This is a genomic window from Paraburkholderia sp. HC6.4b, assembly GCF_014200875.1.
In the GTDB taxonomy this organism is placed as follows: Bacteria; Pseudomonadota; Gammaproteobacteria; order Burkholderiales; family Burkholderiaceae; genus Paraburkholderia; species Paraburkholderia tuberum.
Map to the genome: position 1 here is coordinate 1 of NZ_JACHDC010000004.1, position 24,475 is coordinate 24,475.

At 61.1% G+C, this 24,475-nt stretch carries 25 protein-coding genes and 4 pseudogenes; 15 read left to right on the plus strand and 14 right to left on the minus strand.

The window, feature by feature from the left end; translation table 11 throughout:
- A pseudogene (locus tag HDG34_RS06645) lies at positions 1-321 on the plus strand (integrase core domain-containing protein); the annotation flags it as partial.
- A gap of 29 nt (positions 322-350) precedes the next feature.
- Here the strand turns inward: HDG34_RS06645 and HDG34_RS06650 are convergent.
- From HDG34_RS06650 to HDG34_RS06665, 4 genes and pseudogenes are all read right to left on the minus strand, one after another.
- Positions 351-815, minus strand: a pseudogene (locus HDG34_RS06650) (DUF2778 domain-containing protein); the annotation flags it as partial.
- Positions 816-831: 16 nt separating this feature from the next.
- Complete coding sequence (locus tag HDG34_RS06655) at positions 832-1,356, minus strand: type VI secretion system tube protein TssD (protein WP_184058633.1); 525 nt, start codon at positions 1,354-1,356, stop codon at positions 832-834.
- 207 nt (positions 1,357-1,563) lie between these two features.
- Positions 1,564-1,818 (minus strand): AlpA family transcriptional regulator, encoded by a 255-nt coding sequence (locus HDG34_RS06660; protein WP_184058635.1) that lies wholly within the window; start codon positions 1,816-1,818, stop codon positions 1,564-1,566.
- A pseudogene (locus HDG34_RS06665) lies at positions 1,815-2,138 on the minus strand (hypothetical protein); the annotation flags it as partial. The gene HDG34_RS06660 and the pseudogene HDG34_RS06665, both read right to left, overlap by 4 nt.
- A gap of 440 nt (positions 2,139-2,578) precedes the next feature.
- Here HDG34_RS06665 and HDG34_RS06670 point away from each other — a divergent pair.
- Complete coding sequence (locus tag HDG34_RS06670; protein WP_184058637.1) at positions 2,579-3,496, plus strand: mechanosensitive ion channel family protein; 918 nt, start codon at positions 2,579-2,581, stop codon at positions 3,494-3,496.
- An 83-nt stretch (positions 3,497-3,579) separates the two neighbouring features.
- Here HDG34_RS06670 and HDG34_RS06675 read toward each other — a convergent pair whose 3' ends face one another.
- Positions 3,580-5,529 carry a M48 family metallopeptidase gene (locus tag HDG34_RS06675; RefSeq protein ID WP_184058639.1) on the minus strand — a complete coding sequence of 650 codons (1,950 nt, stop codon included), beginning with the start codon at positions 5,527-5,529 and terminating at the stop codon, positions 3,580-3,582.
- Positions 5,530-5,580: 51 nt separating this feature from the next.
- Positions 5,581-6,180, minus strand: coding sequence for a LemA family protein (locus HDG34_RS06680; protein ID WP_184058641.1), 600 nt, complete (start codon positions 6,178-6,180; stop codon positions 5,581-5,583).
- A 327-nt stretch (positions 6,181-6,507) separates the two neighbouring features.
- On the opposite strand from HDG34_RS06680, the gene HDG34_RS38605 reads away from it, so the two are divergent.
- Positions 6,508-6,669, plus strand: a complete 162-nt coding sequence (locus HDG34_RS38605) for a hypothetical protein (protein WP_176078954.1) — start codon at positions 6,508-6,510, stop codon at positions 6,667-6,669.
- Positions 6,670-6,721: 52 nt separating this feature from the next.
- On the opposite strand, the gene HDG34_RS06685 is transcribed toward HDG34_RS38605, so the two are convergent.
- Complete coding sequence (locus tag HDG34_RS06685) at positions 6,722-7,048, minus strand: LysR substrate-binding domain-containing protein (protein ID WP_311734863.1); 327 nt, start codon at positions 7,046-7,048, stop codon at positions 6,722-6,724.
- A gap of 155 nt (positions 7,049-7,203) precedes the next feature.
- Here HDG34_RS06685 and HDG34_RS06690 point away from each other — a divergent pair, with 155 nt between their 5' ends.
- The 6 genes and pseudogenes from HDG34_RS06690 to HDG34_RS06715 all read left to right on the plus strand — a co-directional run.
- Positions 7,204-8,064 (plus strand): transporter substrate-binding domain-containing protein, encoded by an 861-nt coding sequence (locus tag HDG34_RS06690; RefSeq protein WP_184058643.1) that lies wholly within the window; start codon positions 7,204-7,206, stop codon positions 8,062-8,064.
- 95 nt (positions 8,065-8,159) lie between these two features.
- Complete coding sequence (locus HDG34_RS06695) at positions 8,160-8,882, plus strand: ABC transporter permease (protein ID WP_018422333.1); 723 nt, start codon at positions 8,160-8,162, stop codon at positions 8,880-8,882.
- An 18-nt stretch (positions 8,883-8,900) separates the two neighbouring features.
- Positions 8,901-9,647: an ABC transporter permease gene (locus HDG34_RS06700; RefSeq protein WP_184012210.1), complete on the plus strand. Its 747-nt coding sequence runs from the start codon at positions 8,901-8,903 to the stop codon at positions 9,645-9,647.
- 25 nt (positions 9,648-9,672) lie between these two features.
- Complete coding sequence (locus HDG34_RS06705) at positions 9,673-10,467, plus strand: ABC transporter ATP-binding protein (protein WP_184058645.1); 795 nt, start codon at positions 9,673-9,675, stop codon at positions 10,465-10,467.
- Between the two features lie 19 nt (positions 10,468-10,486).
- A complete protein-coding gene (gene hutH / locus HDG34_RS06710) occupies positions 10,487-12,097 on the plus strand; it encodes a histidine ammonia-lyase (protein WP_184058647.1) in 1,611 nt (536 codons plus the stop codon).
- Positions 12,098-12,149: 52 nt separating this feature from the next.
- A pseudogene (locus HDG34_RS06715) lies at positions 12,150-12,383 on the plus strand (GntR family transcriptional regulator); the annotation flags it as partial.
- Here HDG34_RS06715 and HDG34_RS06720 read toward each other — a convergent pair.
- A complete protein-coding gene (locus tag HDG34_RS06720) occupies positions 12,376-12,498 on the minus strand; it encodes a hypothetical protein (RefSeq protein ID WP_409259253.1) in 123 nt (40 codons plus the stop codon). The pseudogene HDG34_RS06715 and the gene HDG34_RS06720 sit on opposite strands and share 8 nt — an antisense overlap.
- 175 nt (positions 12,499-12,673) lie before the next feature.
- Between HDG34_RS06720 and HDG34_RS06725 the strand changes: the two genes are divergently transcribed.
- On the plus strand, positions 12,674-13,741 hold the full coding sequence (locus HDG34_RS06725) for a purine nucleoside permease (protein WP_090811167.1): 1,068 nt from the start codon (positions 12,674-12,676) through the stop codon (positions 13,739-13,741).
- Between the two features lie 350 nt (positions 13,742-14,091).
- Here HDG34_RS06725 and HDG34_RS06730 read toward each other — a convergent pair whose 3' ends face one another.
- The 4 genes from HDG34_RS06730 to HDG34_RS38910 all read right to left on the minus strand — a co-directional run bounded on the left by HDG34_RS06730 (position 14,092) and on the right by HDG34_RS38910 (position 17,868).
- The gene (locus HDG34_RS06730) at positions 14,092-14,628 is read right to left on the minus strand and encodes a nucleoside deaminase (RefSeq protein WP_184058649.1); all 537 of its coding nucleotides are present in this window, start codon (positions 14,626-14,628) and stop codon (positions 14,092-14,094) included.
- Positions 14,629-14,654: 26 nt separating this feature from the next.
- Entirely contained in the window at positions 14,655-15,767 is a 1,113-nt protein-coding gene (locus HDG34_RS06735) for a BMP family ABC transporter substrate-binding protein (RefSeq protein ID WP_184058650.1), read from the minus strand.
- Between the two features lie 232 nt (positions 15,768-15,999).
- On the minus strand, positions 16,000-17,436 hold the full coding sequence (locus HDG34_RS06740) for an AAA family ATPase (RefSeq protein WP_260321054.1): 1,437 nt from the start codon (positions 17,434-17,436) through the stop codon (positions 16,000-16,002).
- A 63-nt stretch (positions 17,437-17,499) separates the two neighbouring features.
- Positions 17,500-17,868, minus strand: a complete 369-nt coding sequence (locus tag HDG34_RS38910) for a winged helix-turn-helix domain-containing protein (RefSeq protein ID WP_260321055.1) — start codon at positions 17,866-17,868, stop codon at positions 17,500-17,502.
- A gap of 328 nt (positions 17,869-18,196) precedes the next feature.
- Between HDG34_RS38910 and HDG34_RS06745 the strand changes: the two genes are divergently transcribed.
- Positions 18,197-19,126: a LysR family transcriptional regulator gene (locus tag HDG34_RS06745; RefSeq protein WP_184058652.1), complete on the plus strand. Its 930-nt coding sequence runs from the start codon at positions 18,197-18,199 to the stop codon at positions 19,124-19,126.
- Between the two features lie 203 nt (positions 19,127-19,329).
- Here the strand turns inward: HDG34_RS06745 and HDG34_RS06750 are convergent, their stop codons facing one another.
- On the minus strand, positions 19,330-19,542 hold the full coding sequence (locus HDG34_RS06750) for a tyrosine-type recombinase/integrase (protein ID WP_409259281.1): 213 nt from the start codon (positions 19,540-19,542) through the stop codon (positions 19,330-19,332).
- A gap of 153 nt (positions 19,543-19,695) precedes the next feature.
- Here HDG34_RS06750 and HDG34_RS06755 point away from each other — a divergent pair, with 153 nt between their 5' ends.
- From HDG34_RS06755 to HDG34_RS06770, 4 genes are all read left to right on the plus strand, one after another.
- Positions 19,696-19,992, plus strand: coding sequence for a hypothetical protein (locus HDG34_RS06755; protein WP_184044542.1), 297 nt, complete (start codon positions 19,696-19,698; stop codon positions 19,990-19,992).
- 640 nt (positions 19,993-20,632) lie between these two features.
- Positions 20,633-22,051 (plus strand): DUF4384 domain-containing protein, encoded by a 1,419-nt coding sequence (locus tag HDG34_RS06760; protein WP_184058654.1) that lies wholly within the window; start codon positions 20,633-20,635, stop codon positions 22,049-22,051.
- Positions 22,052-22,168: 117 nt separating this feature from the next.
- Positions 22,169-23,164, plus strand: coding sequence for a tetratricopeptide repeat protein (locus HDG34_RS06765; RefSeq protein ID WP_184058656.1), 996 nt, complete (start codon positions 22,169-22,171; stop codon positions 23,162-23,164).
- A 17-nt stretch (positions 23,165-23,181) separates the two neighbouring features.
- A complete protein-coding gene (locus HDG34_RS06770; protein ID WP_184058658.1) occupies positions 23,182-23,754 on the plus strand; it encodes a pentapeptide repeat-containing protein in 573 nt (190 codons plus the stop codon).
- A 345-nt stretch (positions 23,755-24,099) separates the two neighbouring features.
- Here HDG34_RS06770 and HDG34_RS06775 read toward each other — a convergent pair whose 3' ends face one another.
- Entirely contained in the window at positions 24,100-24,471 is a 372-nt protein-coding gene (locus HDG34_RS06775) for a hypothetical protein (RefSeq protein ID WP_184058660.1), read from the minus strand.
- Positions 24,472-24,475 lie beyond the last annotated feature (4 nt).

A 24,475-nucleotide genomic window follows, 5' to 3' on the forward strand; every position in this document is an offset into this window, starting at 1 on the left:
CCGGAGTTTCCGGTCACAGGCTTCGAGGACCTGAACGCTGCTCGCACCTGGGCTGCCGGCTTCGTGCAGTGGTACAACTTCGAGCATCGTCATAGTGGCATCCGCTACGTGACGCCTGCGCAGCGTCACGCCGGTGACGATCGTGCGCTTCTCGCCGCTCGGCATGCACTGTACGAGAGGGCCCGCGAGCGCAATCCGGCCCGCTGGTCGCGCCACACGCGCAACTGGACACCGGTTGGTGCCGTGACGCTTAACCCCGAACGCGACTCAGTCGTCGAGATGGCGTCGATCAGCGCAAATAAACAGCCTCTGGCTGCATGAGTGAGGCGACAACTTGCTTGACGCGCGCCGCCCGAACTGCCGGCCGGGATCGTCATGGTGCGCAGCAGCGCCGAACGGATTCTCAGGAAATCCGCACGGCTCGGCAGGGTAATGCAGCCAAGTGACACCCCCGCACCACCTGCGGGATGTAACCGGAACTGTCCACGTTTGACGCCACCAACCCACGTTACATCGTCAATCATCCCGTCATCGCGATATAGCGCGAACCATTCGAAGTGATCCGATGGCGTGCCGAATGTTGAGTTGAAGGTGTCTTTAGCCCATGCGTAAGCCTGAGAGCGGATACCGCTAGTGGGCCTGTCAACGATCCAATATTTGCCAGCCGGTATTGGGCCATCGTTAGGCAACGCTGTGCATCCGCCTTGATTGCGGTACTGATGATTGCCTGAAAACGCGTTGAATGTGCCAATGCCGAAGATGGTGAGCGGTGATAGAGGCGCGTTATTCACCAGAAACTTTCCCGAATAAGCCATGTTTCAATCCTCTCGCTTATGCGCGTTCGTTCCACGCGTCCGTGAATTTGATATTGCCGTCGAGATAATGCCAAGTGATGCGCTCGTACATCAGCGAGACCGCCTCAACGTGATTGAGCAGCGAGTCGGGTGACAGCTTGGTATTCATCATGCCAGGATTGATGCCGCAGACCTTTACGCCTTCGAGTAGCATCACGAAATAAACTTCCTCCTTCCCCGCGTCGTTGATGCGATACCACTTTATCTCAGCAGACTGCAACGTTTGCCCCTTTGCCACGGCCTTGTAAAGATAAGGCGTAGCAGCGTCAAACTCCTTTTCTAACGCAACCGGCGAGTGCGAGCGCGCGCCGGTAATCGTGCCGTTAGCCGCATCAACCGGCAGATTCACGCCGTGGCTGAAGCCGATAATTTCAATACTTCCCTCGCGATCCTGAACGGTTGACGAGCCTTTGATGTCTGCGCCGCCATCATCTTTCAGCCACATATGGGCAGGAAATCGGCATCTTGAATTTTTCCTTGAATGGTCAAATGAGCGCTGCATGGTTACGACCTCATTTTTAATAAGGTATGCGCTACGAACGGACAATTTTTTTACCCGGCTACGCAAGCATTTGCAACGGGGATGCTATGCACTATCAATACTTTGACGTGATTTAACAAACATCGGAAGTGTGACTGCGATCTGATCGAGCGCAGCGCGCAGGCAAAAAAAGACCCGCGCGATGCGGGTCGGGTGGATGTCCTGCGATCAGATCTCGGATCGCTGGCGCTTCGCCTTCCCTGGCGGCTTTATCTGCGCCTTGCCTGAGTCCGGGTTGTGCTGCAATGTGCCTGCCGCACAATCTGCGATCCATTGATTGACCTCGCTTTCACGCCAGCGCACCGCCGCCACGCCGACCGTGATGGGTTTGGGGAACTTGCCTTGCGCGATCTTCAGATAGATCGTCGATCCGGTCAGGCCGATACGCTGCTCGACCTCCGCGCGGCGTAGCAGGGCGCTCATTCATGCGCTGTGTGACCTCTTATCGCCGCGAGCCACCGGAAGGGTTGCCAGACCACGGCGATGCCCGCGCCACGAAAGAGTATGGCTTGGCCGAGCTCGACGAAATGCGTGGTGGGCGCGGCGAGCATGACGTTCTGCACGAACTGCGGCATGCTGCGCGCGAGCGTGGCCATGAAAATGCCCATCGAAGTGGTGGCGAACAGGTGCAGCGCCGCGCCAGCGAGAAAGAGCGCGACCGATCCTTGAATCGGTACGTGCAGCGCGCCGCGCACGATGAAGGTGAGCGAGAGCGCCGCCGCGGCGACGGCGGCTCGTCCGACACGCGTGTGGCCGCGACGCAGCCGACCTATCGGAAGCATGTGAGTGAAAACCAATGCGCTCAATGAGTTGAGCGAGTCATGAGCCTGTTGTCCACAGGCTTGTGCCCAGCTTCTGTGGGTATCTTGAGTGGTTTATCGAAACGCCTGCAGAGAAGGTCGAACGGGGCGTGAGGACATCGTTTCCGTCTCCTCAAAGTCACGCCGGCGGGGCCGTTCACGGAACTCGGGGCGGGCAGCCGCTAGCTCGGGCGGCTGCCGTTACGACAGAAGCGATCTGGATAACAGGCTCAGAAAAAACACGCAGCTTTAACCGCTGATAATGCCCAAAACGGAAGTTATCTGGTTAAATTCCCGGAAGCCAGTCGAGTTCGTCCACATATACCGTCGATGCTCGCGCGCGGCAATCTACCCGCTGTCCAATATAGGGATCGTCAAGACACATGGAGAATCTTCTCGTCGAAATCAGTCCGGGCAGATGGGCCTTCCTGCTCGATATGCTCACCGCGTTCTCGATTCATCTGGGCGCCGCTGCGGGCATACTGGTGATCGGATGGTGGGTCGCGCGCCGCGCTTCGATGTCGCTGAGCCGGCTCCTTGCGCGTCAGTCACGCATGGACGCCACGCTGCGACCGATCCTCTGCGACATCGGCCTGTGGGGCATTCGCATTGTCGCGATCGTCGGTGCGCTGTCGCAGTTAGGCATCCAGACGGCCAGCATCATTGCCGTGCTTGGCGCAGCCGGTCTTGCGGTCGGTCTCGCGCTGCAAGGCACGATGCAGAACATCGCGGCCGGCATCATGCTGCTAGTGTTGCGGCCGTTCAAGGTCGGCGAGTATATCGAGGGCGGAGCCGGCAGTGTCGCGGGCACGGTCGACGAAGTCAATCTGTTCACGACGCGTCTCACCAAACCCGACGGCATCTGCGAATACGTGCCGAACAGCGCGTTGTGGAGCAATTCGATCCGCAACTTCAGCCGTAATCCGATGCGCCGGCTCGATCTCGAAGTGGAGATCTCGATCGGTGACGATGTGGATCGCGCGCTTGAGGCGCTGCGCACGCTCGCCGCCGCCGACCCGCGTGCGCTCCGCGATCCCGCGCCGCAGGTGATGGTCATCCGCTTCGACGACAGCACGGCGGTGCTGAATATCCGCGTCTGGTCGAACACGGACATGTTCTGGACCATGCGCTGGGAACTCGCGCGCCGGGTGCGTCAAACACTGACCGACGCGCAATGTTCGCTGCCGTTGCGCACCCGTGAATTGCACATCGTGCCGAGCGCGACGGCCGCGTCGGTCACCGGCGCAGCCGCCGGTCAGGCAGGGTCATCCGCGATCAGAAAACCGGAGCAGGGGGTGTAACCCCCGGTTCTTCGATCCCGCGGCATAGCGATCGCAGTTGTTCTGCGTTCCTTGCCGCGACAAAACCCTGCATGCAAGGTCGTTCATCGTCTTTCCGATTCGCTCGCGACGAGCGGCGGTAGCGGGCAGTCGAGCGTATCGCAAATGGCGCGGAGCAGCTCCGCTTCACGGACGGTGACCTGCTGGTTCGCCACGATGCAGCCCGCGCAGGCGGCGACAATCCGCTGCTTGATGGCCGGGATGGATTGATCGAGCGTTTGCAGGGCCGCGTCGAACCCGGCGAGGGTGCATTTCTCGCGGGGCGGCAAGCGGTGGGTTTGGTCGCCGCCAATGTAGCCGCGCATGCCGGTATCGAAAGCCCGGGCGGCCTGGTCGGGTTCCGGCTGGCCTTCCCAGGCCAACAGCGCTAACACCGTCGCCACCGGCTGCGCCAGTTTTTGCGGCGAACTGTGCATTGGACGAGTCTGACGCTGCGGCAGGAACTGGGCGTCGAGATGGCGATGCAGCACACAGCGGAGCGTGTACTCGAACAGGCTCAGCCGCTGGTCGGCGATCACTAGCATCTCGACCTGGGCGCGGAAAGCCCGGTGCTGGCGCGGCGACATCTGCCGCAGGGCTGGCAAGGTCAGGTCCAGCAGCGGCAACCGATGCGTGTCCGGCAGTACCTGGACAGGGACAACCAGCCGCAAGGCTTCCGCGAAGTCCTGGGGCTCAGCGTCGGCCTTCAGCTGGGTCAGCTGGAGTTCCCGCAGGTCCGCCCGCGGGTCCATGAGAAGAGCATAGACCAGGGCGCGAGCACTGAACGGCTCCTGTGCGGCGACCCGGAGCACCTCGGGCATGCTGTCGTGCAGCTCGTGGGCGTAGTCAATCACTTGTGGATCAATGTGGCCGACGCGGGACGCCGCATCGGCGGCGAAGCCCAATACCGGCACCGGCACCTGCGGCAGCCCCGGTAACGTGGGAACCCCGGCGAACGGCGGGACGCGGCTGGGGCGGGTGCCCTCGAGTTGTTCCCGCTCGACATCGACCGGTCGCACTTCCGGGAACTGGCCGTCGAACTGGGGATGGAGCCGGCGGATGCGCTCGACGAGGGGCGGGTGGGTGGCCAGCAGTCCGGCGAGCCCCTCGCCGGCGAAAGCGTTGGCGAAAAACATGTGACCAGCCTCGGCGGCCCGGGGGGTGTCGATGCGCGACCCCTCGGCCAGCCCGCCGATCTTCTTGAGTGCCCCGCCAATCCCGTCGGGGTTGCGCGTGAATTGGACGGCGCTCGCGTCGGCCAGGTACTCGCGCTGCCGGGACACCGCTGCCATGATCAGCCGACCGAAGAACGCTCCCACCAGTCCCAGCACAAACACGCCCAGTCCTAGTAGCACCATGCCGCCGCGGGAATCCTGTCTTCCCGACGAGCGTGCGCGGGAAGCGAACATGAGGCTGCGGCCGATGATCGACAACGCCATGATCCCAAAGATCAGGCCGATCAGCCGGATGTTGAGCCGCATGTCGCCGTTGAGGATATGGCTGAACTCGTGCGCCACCACGCCCTGCAGCTCGTCACGGGTCAAGTAGTCGAGGCAGCCCTGGGAGACGGCGACCACAGCATCGCCCGGGGCGTAGCCGGCCGCGAAGGCATTGATGCCGGTCTCCGGCAGAACATATACGGGGGGCACCGGCACTCCCGCAGCGAGGGCCATCTCCTCGACGACGTTGAGCAGCCGCTTCTGCCGCGCGTCGGTGGTCGTGCCGGGCACCTCCTTACCGCCCAACATCAAGGCGACGGCCTGCCCGCCAGAAGCGAGCTGGGACACCTTGAGCGCGCTGGCACCACCGACCAGGATGCCCACCGCCGGCGCCGCGAGCAGGAGCATGTCAGGTTGCCACCAGGACACGGGCTCGTGAGCGCCATACATGCTGAGCGCCACCAACAGACCGTACACGAGGGCGATCAGAATCAGGATCGCGAGGACGAAATAGACCACCAGCTGGAAGGTCTTGCGCCGTGCCGAATCCTGCTGCTGAAAGAAATTGGTGGCCATGGTCGGCGCGGTTTTGAGAGCGTGAAGCGCACGGAGCCGTGGCGGTTCCGGTTACCGGAACGACACCTTGGGCGCTGCGCGCTCGGCCTCTGTGGTTTCGAGCAGTGACGCTTCCTTGAAACCAAACATGCCGGCCACCATGACGGCTGGGAAGACTTCGCGCTGGTTGTTATAGTCGGTGGCGGCGTCGTTGAAGGCTTGCCTCGCGAAGCCGATCTTGTTCTCGGTCGAGCTCAGTTCCTCCTGCAGGGCGAGCATGTTCTGGTTGGCCTTGAGGTCCGGGTACGCTTCGGATAGCGCAAAGAGCCGGCCCAGAATGCCGCCGAGCTGGGCCTCGGCCTCGTTAAACCCCCTGATGGCCGCCGGGTCGCTGGGGTTGGCGGCGACTTTCTGCTCGGCTGCCATCGCGCTGTTGCGGGCCTTGATGACGGCGTCGAGCGTCTCCCTTTCGTGACCCATGTAGCCCTTGACCGCTTCGACTAAGTTCGGAATCAGCTCGTAGCGGCGTTTGAGCTGCACGTCGATTTGGGCGAAGGCGTTCGCGAAGCGGTTCCGGGCGACCACTAGCCCGTTGTAGATGCCCATGAGGCGGAGCGCGAGCAGTAGCCCGACGCCCAGCAGCACGAGCAGGGTGACGACGACGGGACTCATTGGCCGTGACCTCCGACGAGAGGACTGCTGGTTTGGACCATCGCGCGACTATGGAAACAGGATAAGTGAAATGACATTTAATTCAATCAATTCGTGAAACTGTTATAAGACAAAGGGTACGAATTAAGCGTGCTCCATCAATTGCCGGGTACTGGAGTAAAGAGGGCGCAGTCCGCGTGTGTGCGACGTTTTTTCGAAGACGCTTTTCCACGATGGCGATCTGTGCGGAGAGCGTCGTAATGACCGCGACGTTCGCGCGGACCTCGGGTGCAACGTCGTCGGCGAGATGCAGCTGGTCGACAGGACGCGATCGACGAGCGGCAACTCGTGCTGCCGTTTAAAACCGCCGTTGGAAGTGGTGACGCGTATTACCTCACCAGACCGGAAGATTCCGACCAAGCGGCGCAGGTGCAGGAACTCCGCACCTGCCTGGAAAGCAGGCTGCCAAAACTCACCTGGCCGGGTATCCAGTTCAAGACACTGAGCTAGCGCCTAAGCCTTCGGTCGACTCATTGAGACGATCAGGAAAGGGCGAACTTCGTTACGCAGATCGGGAGCCTCCCGAGAGGTAGCTGGCCAGCAATGCAGAGCAGCGCTCGCGCAGGAAGGCATTCAACGCGCTGATCGTCGGTGTCAGTTGCGCACGGTGAGCACAAATCAAGTGCAGCGGCGAAGGCTCGCAATACGCCGGCGGAAACAACTCCACCAGTCGACCTGCCTTCAGATCGTCGATGAGGTCCAGTCGCGACTTGGAGACAAGGCCTTCCCCGGCTATCGCCCAGCGACGAACTGCATCGGCATCGTCGCTGATGCGATTACCCGTGACTGCCACTGTGCGTTCGCCGCCAGGCGGGGTAAAGCGCCAGATCCGAGACCCTGACCTGGTGGATACCCTGAATCGGCGACATTTTCAGAAATTGCGCTTGCGCCAAAATTCGACTTCCCGCATCTTGTCTAGACAAGACGAAACCGCGATTGGCGCGCTACCGTAATGAAGTTTTCGGCAATCCAAGGAGTGTGGACATGCAGGCGAAGTGCAGATGGTTGGTCAAGAGTTTGATCGGTGCCGCGTTTGGAGCGGCGGCGCTTGTGGGCAACACCGCCGAAGCGAAGGACTGGACGACAGTGACGATCGCCCTCGAAGGCGGCTACGCGCCCTGGAACATGACGCTGCCGGGCGGCAAGCTGGGCGGCTTCGAACCCGAACTCGCCGCTAACCTGTGCGCGCGGGCGCAACTCAAGTGCAATCTCGTGGCGCAGGACTGGGACGGCATGATTCCCGGCTTGCAAGCCGGAAAGTTCGATGTTCTGATGGATGCGATCTCGATCACGCCAGAGCGCGAGAAGATCATTGCCTTCTCGAAGCCGTATGCGTCCACGCCGGCGACCTTCGCGGTCACCGACACGAAGATCCTGCCGAAGGCAACCGGCAACCCGGCGCCGCTGAAGCTCGACACCGACGCCAAGTCGAACGCGCCCGCCGTCCAGGCGCTGCGCACGGCGCTCAAGGGCAAGACCATCGGCATTCAGTCGGGCACGGTCTATACGCGCTTCATCAACGAGAACTTCAAGGATGTCGCGTCGATCCGCGTCTACAAGACCTCGCCGGAACGCGATCTCGATCTGTCCAATGGCCGCATCGACGCGTCGTTCGACGATGTGACGTACTACGCCGCAAATGCCGACAAGAAGGAAGCGGTGCCGACGGTGACGGCCGGCCCGAAGATCGGCGGCCTGATCTGGGGGCCGGGCGAAGGCCTCGCGTTCCGCAAGCAGGACGCGGACCTGAAGGCGAAGTTCGACGCGGCGATAACGTCGGCGATTACCGACGGGACCGTGAAGAAGCTTTCGGAGAAGTGGTTCAAGACCGACGTGACGCCCTGAGCGTCGCTCACAACGTGACCGCGCGCTTCGGCCTGATCCGGCTCGAAAGGCTGATGCCGCGCGGCTTGTTTCGCAGGCTTGGTTGAGGTGGCGTGATGGCTCTTTTCGAAATGCTCGGCTTCGGGACCGATGGCTGGGGCGGCCTGCTCCTGCTCGGTGCGTTCATGACGGTGGTGCTGACGCTTGCGGCGCTCGCGATCGGCGCGGTATTCGGCGCGCTCGTCGCAGCGGCAAAGCTCTCGCGTTTTCGCACGGCGCGCGTGATCGGCGACTTCTACACGACCGTCTTCCGCGGCGTGCCGGAACTGCTTGTCATCTATCTGTTCTACTTTGGCGGCTCGACGCTGGTGTCCTCGATCGGGCAGTGGTTCGGTGCCGACGGCTTCATCGGCGTGCCGCCGTTCGTGATTGGCGCGTTCGCGGTGGGCATGATTTCCGGCGCGTATCAGACGGAGGTCTATCGCGCCGCCGTGCTAGCTGTCTCGCGCGGCGAACTCGAAGCTGCGCGCGCGATCGGCATGCCGACGCTCACCATGGCGCGCCGCATCCTGATTCCCCAGGTGCTGCGATTCGCACTGCCGGGTATCGGCAATGTGTGGCAGTTGAGCCTCAAGGACTCGGCGCTGATCTCGGTCACCGGTCTCGTCGAATTGCTGCGTGCCAGCCAGGTCGCGGCGGGATCGACACACCAGTACTTCCTGTTCTTCGTCGTTGGCGGAGCGCTCTATCTCGCGATGACGGGCGTTTCGAACCGTGTGTTCGGCCGGGCGGAGACGATCGTCGGCCGCTCCTTCAAGCGCAACTTCGCGCGCAACTGACGCAAGGGCGGCCTCATCATGCATATCGATTTCGATTTTCTTCTCGACACGACGCGCCAGCTCGTTGCCGCCGTGCCGACCACGCTGAGCCTCTTTTTCACCTCGCTCGTGCTCGGCGGCCTGCTTTCGCTCGTGATCGTCACGATGCGCGTCTCGCCGCACTGGCTGCCTAACCGCTTCGCGCGCGCCTATATTCTCGTGTTCCGCGGCTCGCCGCTGCTGATCCAGATGTTTCTCGTCTACTACGGGCTCGGACAGTTCGGCGTGATCCGCGAAAGCTTCCTGTGGCCCGTGCTGCGCGAGCCCTACGTGTGCGCCGTGCTCTCGCTCGCGCTGTGCACGGCGGGCTACACCGCCGAGATCATCCGCGGCGGCCTGATGGCCGTGCCGGTCGGGCAGATCGAGGCAGGTCATGCAATCGGCCTGTCGGGCTTCGCGCTGCTGCGCCGCGTGATCGGCCCCATCGCGTTGCGGCAGTGCCTGCCCGCCTATTCGACTGAAGCCGTGCTGCTCGTCAAGTCGACGGCGCTCGCAAGCCTTGTCACCGTCTGGGAAGTGACAGGTGTCGCGCAACAGATCATTCAGCAGACCTATCGCACGACGGAGGTGTTCACGTGCGCTGCGCTGATCTATCTATGCCTGAATTTCCTCGTGGTGCGCCTCATCGGCCTCGTCGAGCGGCGCCTCTCGCGCCATCTGCGCGCCGCGCCCACCGTCGTGCGCCGCCCCGCCACGCAACTCGAAACCCGCCGCGTCGCGTCTTGATCGGCCCATCTTTCCGGAGAATCGTATGAACGCAGTCGCACCGGTCGCCGCCCTGTCCGTGAGGAACATCCACAAGTCGTTCGGCGATCATCACGTGCTCAAGGGCATTTCGCTCGACGCCCACGAAGGCGACGTGATTTCGATCCTGGGTGCGAGCGGCTCGGGCAAGAGCACGTTCCTGCGCTGCCTGAACCTACTTGAGATGCCCGACGACGGCACCGTCGCGCTTGCCGGCGAAGCGCTGAAGATGAAGCGCCGCCGTGACGGCAAGCTGCAACCGGGCGACCGCCGCCAGGTGGACCGCGTGCGCTCGCAACTCGGCATGGTGTTCCAGAACTTCAACCTGTGGTCGCACATGACGGTGCTGCAGAACCTGATCGAAGGCCCGATGCGCGTGCAAAAGCGCAGCCGCGCCGAAGCGGTCGAGGAAGCCGAGGCGCTGCTCGCGAAGGTCGGCCTCGCCGACAAGCGCGGCCACTATCCCGCACATCTCTCGGGCGGCCAGCAGCAGCGCGTGGCAATCGCGCGCGCACTCGCGATGCATCCGAAGGTGATGCTGTTCGACGAGCCAACTTCGGCGCTCGATCCCGAACTCGTGGGCGAAGTGCTGCGCGTCATGCGCACGCTTGCCGACGAGGGCCGCACGATGCTCGTCGTCACGCACGAGATGGGCTTCGCGAAACACGTTTCCAATCGCGTGATGTTCCTGGATCAGGGCCAGGTCGATTCGGACGGCACGCCCGCGGAGGTATTCGGCGAACTGAAGTCGGAGCGCTTCCGCCAGTTCGTGTCGAGCCATCAGGACCGCAACGCACATTGATCCATAGTCAGGGTTCATCATGACCGTCATCCGTACCGGAAACCCGCTGGACTGGCGCGAAGTCTGCGCCGTCGCGGCAGGCGCACCGCTCGAGCTCTCCGAGCAAGCGCGCGAGCGCATTGGCGCCGCGCGCGCGCTCGTTGAGCAGATCATCGCGCGCGGCATGCGCGCCTACGGCGTGAACACCGGGGTCGGCGCGTTGTGCGACGTGGTGGTGTCGCCGGCCGAACAGCACACGCTTTCGCACAACATTTTGATGAGCCACGCGGTGGGCGTCGGCGCGTCGCTCGGCGCGCAGGAGACGCGCGCGATCATGGCCGCAGCCATCAACAATTACGCGCACGGGCATTCGGGCGTGCGCGTCGAACTCGTCGAGCGGCTCGTCGCGCTGCTCCAGGCCGATTGCCTGCCCGAAGTGCCCGCGCTCGGTTCGGTCGGCTATCTGAGCCACATGGCGCATATCGCACTCGTGTGCGTCGGCGCGGGGCACGTGAACTGGCGTGGTGAGCGCATCAGCGGCGCCGAGGCGCTGCGCCGGCTGGGGCTCGAACCCTTGTCGCTCGAAGCGAAAGAAGGCTTGAGCCTCGTGAACGGCACGCCGTGCGTGACCGGGCTCGCGGCGCTCGCGCTGCAACGCGCGCACCGGCTGCTCGACTGGGCCGACGCCGTGGCGGCGATGAGCTTCGAGAATCTCGGCGGCCAGATGGTGGCGTTCGACGCGGGCTCGCTCGCGTATCGCGTCTCACCGGGCCTTGCGCAGGTCGGCGCGCGCATGCGCGCGGCGCTGCTGGGCAGCGGTCTGCTGGCGGCGGCACTCGGACGGCGTACGCAGGATCCGCTCAGCATGCGCACGATTCCGCATGTGCACGGTGCGGCGCGCGATGTGCTGGCTGCGACGGCCGAAGTCGTGAACCGCGAACTCGCCTCGACGACTGACAATCCGATCATCGCCGGCACGCCCGAGGAGCCGCGCGTGTTCTCGCAGGCGCACGCCGTCGGCGCGTCGATCGCGCTCGCCATGGACAGCCTCGCGGTTGCGGTCGCGCAGGTGGCCGCGATGGCGGAGCGGCGTCTCGATCGTCTCGTCAATCCGCTCGTGAGCGGGTTGCCCGCGTTTCTCGCGCAAGCGAGCGGCACGCGCTCGGGCTTCATGATCGCGCAATACACGGCGGCGGCGCTGGTCGCGCAGAACCGCCGCGAGGCCGCGCCCGCGAGCCTCGACGGCGGTGTGACGTCCGGCTTGCAGGAAGATCACCTTTGCCACGCCACGCCGGCCGCGCTCAAGGCGCTGGCCGTCATCGACAACAGCGGCCGCATATTTGGCATTGAACTGCTTGCCGCGGTTCAGGCATACGACCTGCAGCCTATCGCAGCCGAGCGCGCGCCGTATACGCAGGCGTTGTATAGCCAGGTTCGCGCTGTCTTGCCGACCTACCGTGACGACCGTCCGCTTGCGGACGACATGACACGCGCATTCCACATGATCATGGATGATGGTCCGCCGCCGTTGCCCGGCCCGCTGACGGTCCGGCCCTCACGGGATTTCTGCATTCCGGCACCAACGGACTGCGTGGCGGGCAGTGCGGCGGCCTCGGCGAACGATGCTTTGCCCGGGGCGGTGGGTACTTGAGGCTGGCGTCGCGCGGCGCGCGCAAATCGTTCACGGTGCAACCAGGACAGTCATGACTGAGGCGGCGCGGGCGGGTGGAGAGGCGAAGCGGTTGAAGCTGCAGCGCAAGCTTGCGCCAGCATACGAACAGATCAAGCGCTATGTAATCGAGCGCATAGCCGATGGCACCTGGAAGCCTGGAGACGCAATCCCTTCGGAAACCGAGTTGGTCAAGGAGTCCGGAGTCGCACGCATGACCGTTTCGCGCGTGTTGCGCGAGTTGAGCGCACGACATGTGCTCACGCGGCGGTATTTTTGAGGCCGAGCTTCGCCAGGTTGACTTGGCCTTTGCGAATGCGATGCGTCAACTCAATGCCTGCCAGAGTGATCGCGGCGTTCCTGAAACGGTTGAAGCCGAGCATGACATTCGTCCGCCTGGCAATACAGATTTTTCTCTGCTTATACTCACTGTCACCTGAACGGCTCACGCCCAGGTCCCACGCTGCACGCCGACAAAAAACCACGACGTCAGTCGACAACACGGCACGCGACTCACTTTTCGCAACCGCAGTTCTTACATATCAGGTGGGACCTCTTATGCTAAATCGTGCTTTTGGTGCAGCGATTTCATCGTTGCTCGTGGCAGGCGCGGCAGTTGCACCGGCCATCGCGCATGCCGACGACAGCTTCGCGCAGGACGACGGCGCGTCGCATGGCCGGCCGGTCAAGGTGATGATCATTTCGATGTTCGGTCCGGAAGGCCAGGTGTGGCTCGATCATCTCGGCCCGTGGCAGGACATCACCGTCGCGGGCCTGTCTCCTGACTACCCTGCCGTACACTGCAATCGCCAGGAGGTCTGCGTGATGACGACGGGCATGGGGCACGCGAATGCCGCCGCGTCGATCATGGCGCTGACGTTCTCGCCGCGTTTCGACTTGCGTCATACGTACTTCATGGTGGCGGGCATCGCTGGTATTGATCCGCTTCAGGGCACCGTCGGTTCCGCTGCGTGGGCGAACTGGCTCGTCGACTTCGGGATTCAATGGGAAATCGACGGACGCGAAATTCCGCCGGGCTGGAATACCGGCTATCTCGGCATCAACACGACGGGCCCGACGCAGAAGCCGCCGCTCGACTATCGCACCGAAGTGTTCCAGCTCAATCCGGCGCTTTCGAACGCGGCATTCGCGCTGTCGCGCAACGTGACGCTGACCGACGACGCACAGGCGCAGGCTGCCCGCGCCAAATACAACTATGCGCCCGCGAACCGTCCGCCGACCGTGATCCAGTGTGACACGCTGGCGGGCGATACCTGGTGGTCGGGCACCGATCTCGGCGAGCGTGCGCGGCAATGGACGAAGATCCTGACCGACGGCAAGGGCACCTATTGCACGACCCAGCAGGAAGACAACGCCACTTTCGAGGCGCTGACGCGCGCGGCGACCGTGCATCGCGTTGACCTGAACCGTGTCGCGGTGCTGCGCGCTGGTTCGGACTTCGACCGGCCGTACGCGGGCCAGTCGAGCGCGGACAATCTGCTCAACTACTCGTCGCAGGGGGGCTTCACGATCGCGATCGACAATCTGTTCCTCACGGGCAATCCGCTCGTGCAGGACATCGTCACGCATTGGGGCGAGTGGCGCGACGGCGTACCGCAGCGGTAGCGCGTTTGCGGCATGGTGGAGCGTACCGCGTGCCGGTCTGCACAGCGATCGTGTCCACCGTTGTCGTCTGCTGCCGCGGCGCGAGCGGTGGCCACGCCTACGCCAACGCAGACCGGTGGTGTGCTCGGAGCACCGGCATGCGACCTGACGGGATCTGACCGCGCCATCTCAGCATTTGTGCTCCTACCTCAGCGTAGGGGTACGTTCGGGTGGTCTGATCCGGCGAACGGCCGCAACTGCGCAAGGCCCGAACTGAGCCCTGCGGGCGCGGTGGCCGCGGCGGCCGCTGCGCGGGCGGTGGCGGCTCCGCGCGCGGCATGATGCGAACATAAGGCCGCGATGCGCCATGCTCATCGGCGTCCCCAGAACCTGCGCTGCACCTGCATCACTTCTTCCTCGACCTCGGCCACGGGCCCAACCAGTTCAATGCGCTTCTGGCAATGGTCGAAGACATACCGCGACGACACACTCATCGTGGGATTCTCTGCATGATTGCCCGTGGCTTGCAGCAGGCGCTCTTCCGTCATTGCAAAAACCACCCGCCCAATGTTGGCCCAATATGCCGTGCCTGCGCACATGCAACATGGCTCAACCGTCGTATAGAGCGTGCAACCCCACAAGAATTGCGGCGTAAAGTTGAGCGCGGCGATACGCGCGAGCACCGCTTCCGCATGATTGACGGAATCGACATTGCCCTGTTCTATTAGAACCGACTCCTGATCAGGCCCGACGAGTATGGCGCCAAACGGGTGACGGCCCAACAGCATCGCACGTTCTGCGATGACGCTTGCATGACGCAGATGGCGGACGATCTGCTCGCGTGTCGGCGCGAGCCCCTGCTCAGGGAACGCCGACGCGTTCTGTTTCGGGGAAATGACAAGGCTCAAAGTGTGTCTCCTCCACGTTGGCTGAGTTACTTCGGCAACGTGCCCTCGACCCCCTGCACGAACCAGTTGAGCCGCAGCAACTCGGCGTCGGGCAGCGACGTGCCGGCTGCCACCTTGATCGCGCCATTCTGATCCCTGATCGGTCCGGAGAACGGATCGAATCTGCCCGCGATAATGTCGTCGCGCTTTTGCGCCAGCGCCTTTTGCGCGGCAGGCGATACGGCTGCAGTGTTGATGTCAGCGAGGTCGATTGCTTTTTCCTTGAGACCCCACCACGTCGGCGCGTTGGTCCACGTGCCGGATTGCACCTGTTCGATCAGGTGAGAGTAGTAGACGCCCCAGTAGCTCACGCATGCGCCCAGTTGGGCATTCGGGCCGAACTTCTTCATGTCCGAGTCCCAACCGAACGCGTGCACTTTCTTCTGCTCGGCAGTCTGCATTGTCGCCGTCGAATCGGTGTTCTGGATCAGCACGTCGGCTCCCTGGCCAATCAGCGTTTCGGCCGCCTGTTTCTCCTTGCCTGGATCGAACCAGCTATTGATCCATATGACCTTTACCTTCGCATTCGGATTGATCGAACGCGCACCCATTGTGAAAGCGTTAATGTTGCGCACCACTTCCGGGACCGGCACCGAGGCGACGAAGCCGAGCGTATTCGTCTTCGTCGTATAGCCGGCGACGAGCCCAGCCAGATAGGCGCTCTGGTACGTGCGCACGTCATAGGTCGCAAAGTTCGTGGCCTTCTTGTATCCGGTCGCATGCTCGAAGACGACGTCGGGATAATCCTTTGCAGTCTTCAGTTCGAAGTCCTGGAATCCGAAGCTCGAGCCCACGATAATCTTGTTGCCCTTGTTCGCGAGGTCGCGAAACACGCGCTCGGAGTCAGCGGATTCGGGTACGTTCTCGACGCGCGTGACCTTGATCTTGTCACCGAACCTCGCTTCGATCGCCTTCACACCCTGTTCGTGTGCGTAGGTCCAGCCAGCGTCACCGGGGTTGCCGAGGTAGACGAACGCGACGCCCATCGGCACCGCGGCGGTGGCAGTGGGGCTCAACGCGACATAGATGCCAAGCGCGGCTAAAAGCGTAACCGCAGGGCGCAGTGAGCGCACCACCGCGCGAGTGAAGTTTGTTCTCATGGAGTCTCCGAAGATGGGGAACGGGAAGGAGACGACGCCAGTCGTCCAGCCGACTGGCTGCGTCGCGTCAGCGATGATGGTGGTGAGTCAATATCAAGGCCGAAATATCGATTCGTTATGTGTCGTATAACGGAATGGATATGAATCCATTGGGAAATTGGCCTGCGGATCGCGGAGTTCGAATAGGAGACAGCGATCGTCGTGTGGACCAGCGACAGGCCGCGCTCGGACATCATTGTCGAATGATGAGATCGGGGGGCAACACCTTAACCGATTCACCTTCACTATTTGCACCAGAACCGTCGCCTCTATCGCCAGCAAGAGCCAGCAGTTCCGTCCACGATTGTGCCGACTTTGACACGGGCCCCTGAGCATAGATCAATGCCGAGGCGAGAGTGGCACGTACGCGCATTTCGGTGTCTGAGTCCACCGAGGCAGGGGGCAGTTCTTCAAGCGCATCGATGGCCTGCTCAGCACGCGTGCGGCATTCGTGAATCAGGCCCGCATCGAGCAGCGCCTCTGTGAGACCTGCCGCGAGCTCGACTCCAATCCGCGTATCGCCATGCCGCGAGAACGCCCAATCGAAAGCGCTGCGTGCATCATCCAGCGACTGCCGGAAATCGATTTCCAGGTCCAATTGTTCAGCGACACTGTCAGCCAGACACGGTCGCAAGCAATGGGAGGCATAGCGTGCATGGCGCGCCGCGATCAGCCTCTGCTCGCCTTGCGCATGCAGCTTCTCCAGCGCATAGGCACGTGCCGAATCGGAAAGGCGATACCTGCTTACCGGCCCCTCCAGCTCAATGTTGACGAGCGATTTCGCCACCAGATCGCCGATGCCGCCGATCGCGTCCGCCACAGCGTATTTCTCGTCGCACATCACCGCGCACATCGCATCGAACGTAAAGCCGCCGCTAAATACCGCGAGGCGCTGATGGCATGGATTCAGGATGAAGAAACTCCAGTCGAACGTCGCACGTAAGGTTTGATGGCGTGGCAGAGCGGTCCGGTAGCCGCCCGTCAGCAAACTGAAACGGTCGTGCAGATAGCGATGAACACCCCCAATGCCGAGGCCAGCGACGCGCGTCGCTGCCAGCTCGATCGCCAAAGGAATGCCGTCCAGCCGGCGGCAGATCTCGCCGATGAGATGAATTTCCTCGCAGCCGGCGTATGCATACCGTTGGATTGAATTGACGCGCAGCAAAAACAACTTTACCGCTGGAAACTGGACGATCTCCGCATGGGTTGAATGCGAAGGCGGCACGTCGAGTGGCTCGACCCGGTACACCGTCTCTTGCATCAGGCGAAGTGGTTCACGACTCGTTACCATCACACGCAGAATTTCGCTTGTCGCTACGAGTGCGTCGACGATCCGCGCGACGGCGTCGATCACATGCTCGGCGTTATCCAGCACGAGGAGCAGACGTTTGCCGGAAACCGCCGCAGCCAGTTGCGCAATGTCGACTGCAGCATCGAGCGTGGACAGCCCGCATGCTTCGGCGACCTCGCATAGGACCGCATCTTCGGTTGTTGCCGTGGCAAGTTCGACAAAACACACAGCGCGGGAAGAATCGTTCGATGCCTGCCGTGCTACCTCTATAGCCAGGCTCGTCTTCCCTATACCGCCGGCTCCAGTGAGCGTCAATACCTGCGTCGTCTGGAGCAACATGCTGATCTGCCGAACGGCTGCGTCGCGGCCTGTGAGCCGGGTTTCGCGTAGCGGCAGGCTACGTCAGAAGGCTCTGGACTCGACCGCAGGAGCCCGGCTCTCAACGGGTCGTTGTCGCAACTGATACCCGCGACCAGGGATCGTGACAATCAGGTTGCGATCCTCACCAAGTATTTTGCGTAACGCGGACAGATGGACCTGGATATTGTTTTCTTCGACGACGGTTTTCGGCCAGACACTATCCAACAACTCGTCTTTCGTAACGAGTCGTCCAGCGGCCGACACGAGCACGGCAAGAATATCGAAGGCGCGAGATCCGACAGGTACGAGCGTGCCGCTTTGGTGCAGCGTCCGCATCTCCAAATCGATCTGAAACCGGCCCAGGCCGATCATGCTGGTGCCGTAATTCGCGGGTCGCTCGGTAACCGTCATGTTTGTGCTCGCATTGATCGAGGTGAGTTGCGCGCCGGCTTTATGCCGATGTCAGTCGCATTCCGGCTAAGCAGAGTTAGTTGCCCGCCTGGTCTGCGCAAGCCTGAACGTCGCGGCGTATGTCTCCAGAAACAGCCTGTTTGATTTATTAAATCTCCGTGACATTGGAGAAAGTTTTGTCTCACCAGACTCGACAGCGCGCCTGCGCCTTCCGGCGGCTGTATTCCCTCGCGAAGGAATTGAGGATTCTGACGGACCGAGTCTGCCAGCTTTACTTTTGTTCACAAAACCGGTCTATAAACAAAATTCTTTTGAAAAGAAATCAAGAATGAATATCACCCTCGACGAATTGGCGACTTTCATGGCCGTGGTCGATACCGGCTCGATGACGGCAGCTGCCCAACATCTCGACCTGACAGTGTCGGCGGCCAGCCGGACGCTGGGGCGCCTCGAGGAAAAGCTGAAAACGACCTTGATGCGCCGGACCACGCGCAGGATGGAGCTGACCGAGGAAGGGCGCGCGTTCCTTCAACACGCGCGCGCCATCATCGATTCCGTGGAAAGCGCGGAGGAACAGATGGTCGCGCGGCGGGAAAACCCATCGGGGCTCCTGCGGATCAATGCAGCGTCGCCTTTCATGCTGCACGTGATCGCACCGCTTGTGCAAGGCTACCGCGTGCGCTATCCGCACGTTCACCTGGAGCTGAACACGAACGACGGCATCATCGATCTACTCGAGAGCCGCACCGATGTCGCTATTCGAATTGGCCGGCTCAAGGATTCGACGCTGCATAGCCGGCTTGTTGGCAGTAGCCGCATGCGTGTTCTTGCGAGTCCCGACCACCTTGAGGCGCACGGACATCCGCGCGAGGTCGCTGACCTTGGCAAGCACGTACTGCTGGGCTTTACACAACCGGAGTCGCTCAATGTCTGGCCGTTGCTCGGTGCCGACGGTGAGCCGTACCGTATCGAGCCGGTGGCAAGTTCATCGAGCGGCGAGACGCTTCGTCAACTGGCGCTCGAAGGCGTGGGCGTTGTCTGCCTGTCGGATTTCATGACCGACCGGGACCGTGAAACAGGGCGTCTCGTGCAGATCCTCGCCCGTCAGACCAAGGACGTCCGTCAGCCAATCCATGCTGTCTATTACCGCAATACAGCCGTTTCTTCGCGAATAGCGTCGTTCATCGATTATCTGATGGGCGAGATTGGAGGCAACGGAGCGACTCAGCATCAGACTGCGCGGGCGCGTCAAGCTTAGCCCGGATCGACTACAGCCCGTGCCTGGCTATTTGCGAGGTTTAACGTTTCCAGTCGCTTGAACGTCCGTTACGGAGAAATCCAACTGTCCCTTGTGGGTCGGGATGGGCCGATCAGCGTCGGGCAGAGGTCGGCCAGGAGCCTCTCAAAGGCGCGATCGATTGCGCAATGCCCTCAATAGCCATAAGGTGAAGTGGATACCCCTCACCAGTCGATGTGGTGTTTCAGTTCTGTTTCCTGATGTCGCTGAACATCGTCGCTGTGCAGATACAGGCTTGTGGTCGTCAGCGACGCGTGGTCGAGCTTGTCGTGTGCGAGCCGCAGATCGAGGTTGCCATCGGCCATGTTCGACCCCGCGCTATGGCGAAACCAGTGGACAGAAGCGCACTTGAGCCGCGCCGCGCATGCGACGTCCACCCCTGGCAAATATAAACTTGTAATTTAAGAGTACTCTTATTGTATGTTTCGATGAAAAGTCGGAAGATGGAGCTGTTGCATGAACAATGGTTGCAAATGATATTTAACGGCCGTTGCATTTTTTCATTCTATTTTTACATTTTTGGATAACTAATGAAGTCATACATTCTGTGCGCGCTTCTCGCCTGTTCTGCCAGCGTCGCTATAGCTAAGGTGGAGATCGCAGGAAATAATAACCAGAGCACCACGATCAAGAACTCCGGGATTGCCAACTCGGCTGTCGGTGTTGGATCGGAATCTGTTCTAAACGCCAATTCGGTCGAAGGCAACGTGAAGATCGGCGGCAATAACAAGCAAACGCTGAGCATCGAGAACAGCGGTTTGGCCAACTCATCCGTCGGTGCCATGAGTAAGGCGAAGCTCAACATCGGCTCCGTCTCGGGCAAGTAAGACTTAGGCGCCGCGAACATCGTATCTCGCGGCCTTAGCGGAGCTCACCGAGTGCGCGCCATTCTCTTCGCAATAGTTACTAATGCTGTCATTTTCGCCGCACTGCATGGCGCGTCCACGCGCGCCAACGAAATTGGTTCTCGAACCGGTCTTGATCCCAGTCAACAGAGCAAGGTGACCAGTGCACTGGCGAGAAATCGTCTGTTGTCGAAAAGCACCGGGGCGGATTCCAACCCTGGCTCTTCTTCGTCCAGTAGTTCCGCGTCATCAGGCGCGTCTGTTGGCAAGGGCTGCACAACAGACATCGGCAATGTAGACCTTGGTAACCAGCGTCCAGGGGTCAGGGCGCCGAAAGATAATATCGTCGTTATCAAGGGTCCCATAGTTAACGGCTGTTGAGTGCCACTTATTGTTTTTTCAGGCGAATCAATTGGGAATTTACCGTTATTTTCAACGGAGGCCGCACCCTGTCGCCTCCGTTGCAGGTCGTGTTTGCGCGGCCATCACAGCGGTTTCGGTCACATCGTGTGCGCTTACGCCTCGCGACCATAAGGAAGTCATTTCGCAGGCCTATTCCGAAGGCAGTCCCGTCGTCGAGCCGGTTCGTTCGATCAGCTCCTTCAGTCGCTCGTTGGCGTGCATGGACGAAATGCTCGCCAGCACCCATCAGACTCCTATCCGCATCACGAGTAAATCTATCGCCGATCCCTCCGGCAAGGCTGGAACATCGGTCAAGGACCTCGTGATTACCGCGCTGGCGCAAATGTCCGAGCGCAGCAAGACGTTCCAGTTCGTCGATTACGAAATCAATCTGGTTCAGCAGGACACTGTTCAATATCTCAGCAGTCTGCTGCTCGGAATGAACGCAATGAACATCGAGCCGCCGCAGGTCTATGTGTCCGGCGCGGTTAGCTATATCGACGAAAACGTTGTCGGCAAGCGGCGTAGCCTCGGCATTTCGGCAGACGGGTTGATTCGTGGTCACGAATTCAGCACAGACTTGGCCTATGATGGCGACGTGCATGCGTCGATTATTGCGCTTGAATTGCACCTGGGCGAGTTACGAACCCGCACGCTGGTGCCAGGTATCTATGCGGCCAACTCCGCCATCGTTGCAAAAAGCGGCAGCGGAATCGAAGGGGGCGGCACGATCTTCAAGACGGGGGTGCAGTTCTCGTTGAGCAACGACCATAGCCAGGGGTCCGGACTCGCACTGCGCAGCCTCGTCGATCTCGGCATGATCGAGCTGGTCGGAAAGTGGCTGAAACTGCCATATTGGCAATGTCTGTCGCTCAACGAAGCAGCGCCGGAATTCCAGCGGGAACTGCGCACGTGGTACGACGCGGCAACACCGGCATATCTCACGATGCTCGCGCAGACTGTCCTGCGCCGGGAAACCTATTACGACGGTCCCGTGGACGGTATATCGTCCACCGAACTGAAGGCTGCGATTGCGGAATTCCAGATGGACCAGGACATTCCGTCCACGGGATTGCTGAGCTTCCCGACCTATCAGGCGATGCTTGCGAAGCGAGTTCCGGTTGACGTCCACGGAAATGTACAGAAGGTTGATCTATCCGCGGTCGCTCCGGCGTCGGACGCCTTGTCATTGAAGGAGGGAGGGCAAGGTCCGATCGACGTCACGCTGAGTGCAGAAGGCGGCGATCATCCCCGGGTGGGTGACGAGCTCAATCTGGACGTGCGGCTCAATCGAAGTGCGGCGCTGCGTTGCTACTACGAAGATGCGAGCCATACCGTTACGCAGATTTATCCCAACCCTTTCGAGCCGATGAGCGAGGTGCAAGCCTATTCGAGCACATCGATTCCTGTTAAAGACAAGCGATTTTCAATCCGTTTCGAAAAACCGGGCCACGAGGAGGTGCTGTGTTTCGCTGCAAACGCTTCTGTGTTCGAACATCTTCCATCCGAGTTGAAGGGTCCAGGGCTCGAGACCATCACGGGATTCCCGGCACTGGTAGACATTACGAACGCGATGCTTGCGCTCAATGCGCCGAGCCTCAGTGTGGGTCGGCTAAACGTCGCTGTCGGCAGCCGATAGTGGGGCTCATCCGAGCCCCGCAAACTCAAGTGAAATCGAAATATGCAAAGAAAGATACGTGGCCGATTTCGGCAAAGATGGACTTGCTCGGCCAGCTTCCTTCCGCTGATCGTATCGATGAGTATGCCTTCCGCGCACGCGACCGTGGTCATTCACCAATCCACGATAGCGCCGGATGTCCAGGGACTGTCTGACAGGTTTTCCGACTTCCGTATTCGCGGTGAGAGCGATGCATCGTTCTCTGCAAAGCGCGGCGTGACCGAGCAAGGCGCAACCACATACGACGATCTGGCCGACAAGACCTATGACGACGGCCTTACGGCGTATCGTGCTGGCATGGCGGCAATGGAATCGGATGACACTGGTCGCCAGTTTCAATACGCGGCAGCGATCTGGCAGCAAGGTCTAAATTCCGGTGACGCTCGGAACTATGTTGCAATGGCTGTGCTGTACCTGTACGGGCGTGGTGTTGCACGCGACCTCTTCTCCGCTCAGTCCTACGCGAATGATGTGGCTGTGAAGGGCAATGCCGGCGGACGACTGGTTTTGGGACTCGTTATGCGGGCAACTGGAGATGTGGAGAAAGGACTACGTGAGATTCGTACGGCGGCGTCAGCAGGCAACCGGGTCGCCGAGAACGAACTCGGAGTAATCTACGAGTCGGGCGACGGAGTCCCGGAAGATCTGGCCGAAGCAAAGCGATGGTACGCCTCTGCCGCTATGAAGGGACTGGTTGCTGCCTCTCGCAACCTGATGCGATTGAATGGCGGGAATGAACCGAAAACAGCCCGCGAGCAATTTGCCGATGTACGTCAGGAAGCAGAGAAGGGCGATCGGGTTGCGATGTATGAACTCGCGACGATGTACCACATCGGCAAGGGGACCACTATCAATTATTCGGCGGCGCTCGTCTGGTACAGGCGCTCCGCAGAGCGACAGTACTCCCGCGCGAAGAATATGCTTGGATTGATCTTCTCAGCAACTAATGGCGAGCAGCTTGATCCTGCCTGGATGAGACAGATTGCGCAGACAAGCATTGCTTCGTCCTCCAATATCTCCGCCGACAAGCCGCTACACGCAGATATTCTCTCGGAAGAGGTTGTTGAAAAATGAATCTAGGAAGACACGTAATGGCAATGTGCCGCGCTTTGCTATTTGTCTATGTGGCGCTATTCGGCCGCGCTGCGCTGGCCGAAAATTCATTCACCGAATCCAATCAGGTACTCGAGCTGCATAATGTCACTATTACTAACAGGCAAATCGGTCTGGGTTCGACGGCGACAATGAATATCAGTGGTGTTCGGCCGTCCAGCGTGACTAAAGGATCTGCATCGGATCAGGTTTCGTCGTCACACATCGTCCTTCAGAATACTGAATTGAAGGGGGTGAGCTGGAAGAAGAAGGATCTGTCCCATGCGACTCTTGAAAACGTCGGTGCAGTCCGTGCCGACCTCGCCTCGGCATCGTTGCGGGAAAGCGTGAGCAAAAATGTGGATTTCAGTGGCGCGGATCTATCTGGTGTCGACTTTTCTCGAGCCGACCTGACAAACGTCTCGTTCGATAACGCGAATCTACGCAATTCCAACTTCGAAGACGCGCGGTTTGTGAATGTAAGCTGGAGCGGATCTGATCTGTCTGGTGCCCGATGGACCCACGGGCAACGGTGTCTGCCTAAGTCGATCAATGGGTGCAAGCTGGAATAAGGCTCGGCTGAGCAATGAGCGCACCGAGACCTGCCTGGCGGGGCGACTCGAGCGGCAGACGGCGTGGTTCGAAAAGCGCCGATTTTGGGTAACACGGACGAACTGAGCCGCACCGCTCGTGGAGGGCGGTGTGTTGATTGTTGATTAGTATCCCGATGTATTTGGAGGTCTTGGGTATCGACCTTCCGCGCTCAGGCTTGCCGCGGTTGAAGCGCTCCGAGTCCCAGCATCGTGAGCCAGTGCGGGTGGTCCAGCCCTGTCATCAACTCGCACGGACTTTTGCCTTGACGCTCGGCCCGGCGGCTGCGCACGAAGCGCCGATGATTCAGGAAGAAGCGCAGTAGGTCAAGGTAAGGGGGCGCCCAGATGGCGACGCAGCGTGAAATAGTTGCGCAAGCGCGAGTTCAGATTTTCGACGAGCGCACTGCTGCGCGGCGTGTGGGCCATGGCCTCGGACACCGCGGCGAACACGGCGTGGAACTGGCCGCCCAGTCTGGCGCGTAGCCGGCCCCATCCCTGCCAGTACGCGGGTGAGGTGCGCGGCTTGCGATGCAGCACACACGCGGCGCGCACGAGCTCATCCGAGACGTTGGCGCGCTGCGCGATCGCGGCGAGCTTCTCATCGAGCACGCCGGCGAACGCGAGCAGGTCATCGCGCTGGCTCTGCAGCGCGATGCGCACCGGGCGGATGCGGCACGTATCCAGCGCTTCGCGCACGCCC

Excerpts from the sequence above, each read along its gene's own strand:
- HDG34_RS38910 (WP_260321055.1), bottom strand. The coding sequence starts at position 17,868 with ATGACGGTTACCGAGCGACCCGCGAATTACGGCACCAGCATGATCGGC.
- hutH (WP_184058647.1), top strand. The coding sequence starts at position 10,487 with ATGACCGTCATCCGTACCGGAAACCCGCTGGACTGGCGCGAAGTCTGC.
- HDG34_RS06740 (WP_260321054.1), bottom strand. The coding sequence starts at position 17,436 with ATGTTGCTCCAGACGACGCAGGTATTGACGCTCACTGGAGCCGGCGGT.
- HDG34_RS06755 (WP_184044542.1), top strand. The coding sequence starts at position 19,696 with ATGAAGTCATACATTCTGTGCGCGCTTCTCGCCTGTTCTGCCAGCGTC.
- HDG34_RS06770 (WP_184058658.1), top strand. The coding sequence starts at position 23,182 with ATGGCAATGTGCCGCGCTTTGCTATTTGTCTATGTGGCGCTATTCGGC.
- HDG34_RS06680 (WP_184058641.1), bottom strand. The coding sequence starts at position 6,180 with ATGAGTCCCGTCGTCGTCACCCTGCTCGTGCTGCTGGGCGTCGGGCTA.
- HDG34_RS06720 (WP_409259253.1), bottom strand. The coding sequence starts at position 12,498 with ATGCTCGGCTTCAACCGTTTCAGGAACGCCGCGATCACTCTGGCAGGC.
- HDG34_RS06675 (WP_184058639.1), bottom strand. The coding sequence starts at position 5,529 with ATGGCCACCAATTTCTTTCAGCAGCAGGATTCGGCACGGCGCAAGACC.
- HDG34_RS06660 (WP_184058635.1), bottom strand. The coding sequence starts at position 1,818 with ATGAGCGCCCTGCTACGCCGCGCGGAGGTCGAGCAGCGTATCGGCCTG.
- HDG34_RS06690 (WP_184058643.1), top strand. The coding sequence starts at position 7,204 with ATGCAGGCGAAGTGCAGATGGTTGGTCAAGAGTTTGATCGGTGCCGCG.
- HDG34_RS06700 (WP_184012210.1), top strand. The coding sequence starts at position 8,901 with ATGCATATCGATTTCGATTTTCTTCTCGACACGACGCGCCAGCTCGTT.
- HDG34_RS06670 (WP_184058637.1), top strand. The coding sequence starts at position 2,579 with ATGGAGAATCTTCTCGTCGAAATCAGTCCGGGCAGATGGGCCTTCCTG.
- HDG34_RS06745 (WP_184058652.1), top strand. The coding sequence starts at position 18,197 with ATGAATATCACCCTCGACGAATTGGCGACTTTCATGGCCGTGGTCGAT.
- HDG34_RS06655 (WP_184058633.1), bottom strand. The coding sequence starts at position 1,356 with ATGCAGCGCTCATTTGACCATTCAAGGAAAAATTCAAGATGCCGATTT.
- HDG34_RS06725 (WP_090811167.1), top strand. The coding sequence starts at position 12,674 with ATGCTAAATCGTGCTTTTGGTGCAGCGATTTCATCGTTGCTCGTGGCA.
- HDG34_RS06705 (WP_184058645.1), top strand. The coding sequence starts at position 9,673 with ATGAACGCAGTCGCACCGGTCGCCGCCCTGTCCGTGAGGAACATCCAC.
- HDG34_RS06765 (WP_184058656.1), top strand. The coding sequence starts at position 22,169 with ATGAGTATGCCTTCCGCGCACGCGACCGTGGTCATTCACCAATCCACG.
- HDG34_RS06695 (WP_018422333.1), top strand. The coding sequence starts at position 8,160 with ATGGCTCTTTTCGAAATGCTCGGCTTCGGGACCGATGGCTGGGGCGGC.
- HDG34_RS06735 (WP_184058650.1), bottom strand. The coding sequence starts at position 15,767 with ATGAGAACAAACTTCACTCGCGCGGTGGTGCGCTCACTGCGCCCTGCG.
- HDG34_RS06760 (WP_184058654.1), top strand. The coding sequence starts at position 20,633 with ATGGACGAAATGCTCGCCAGCACCCATCAGACTCCTATCCGCATCACG.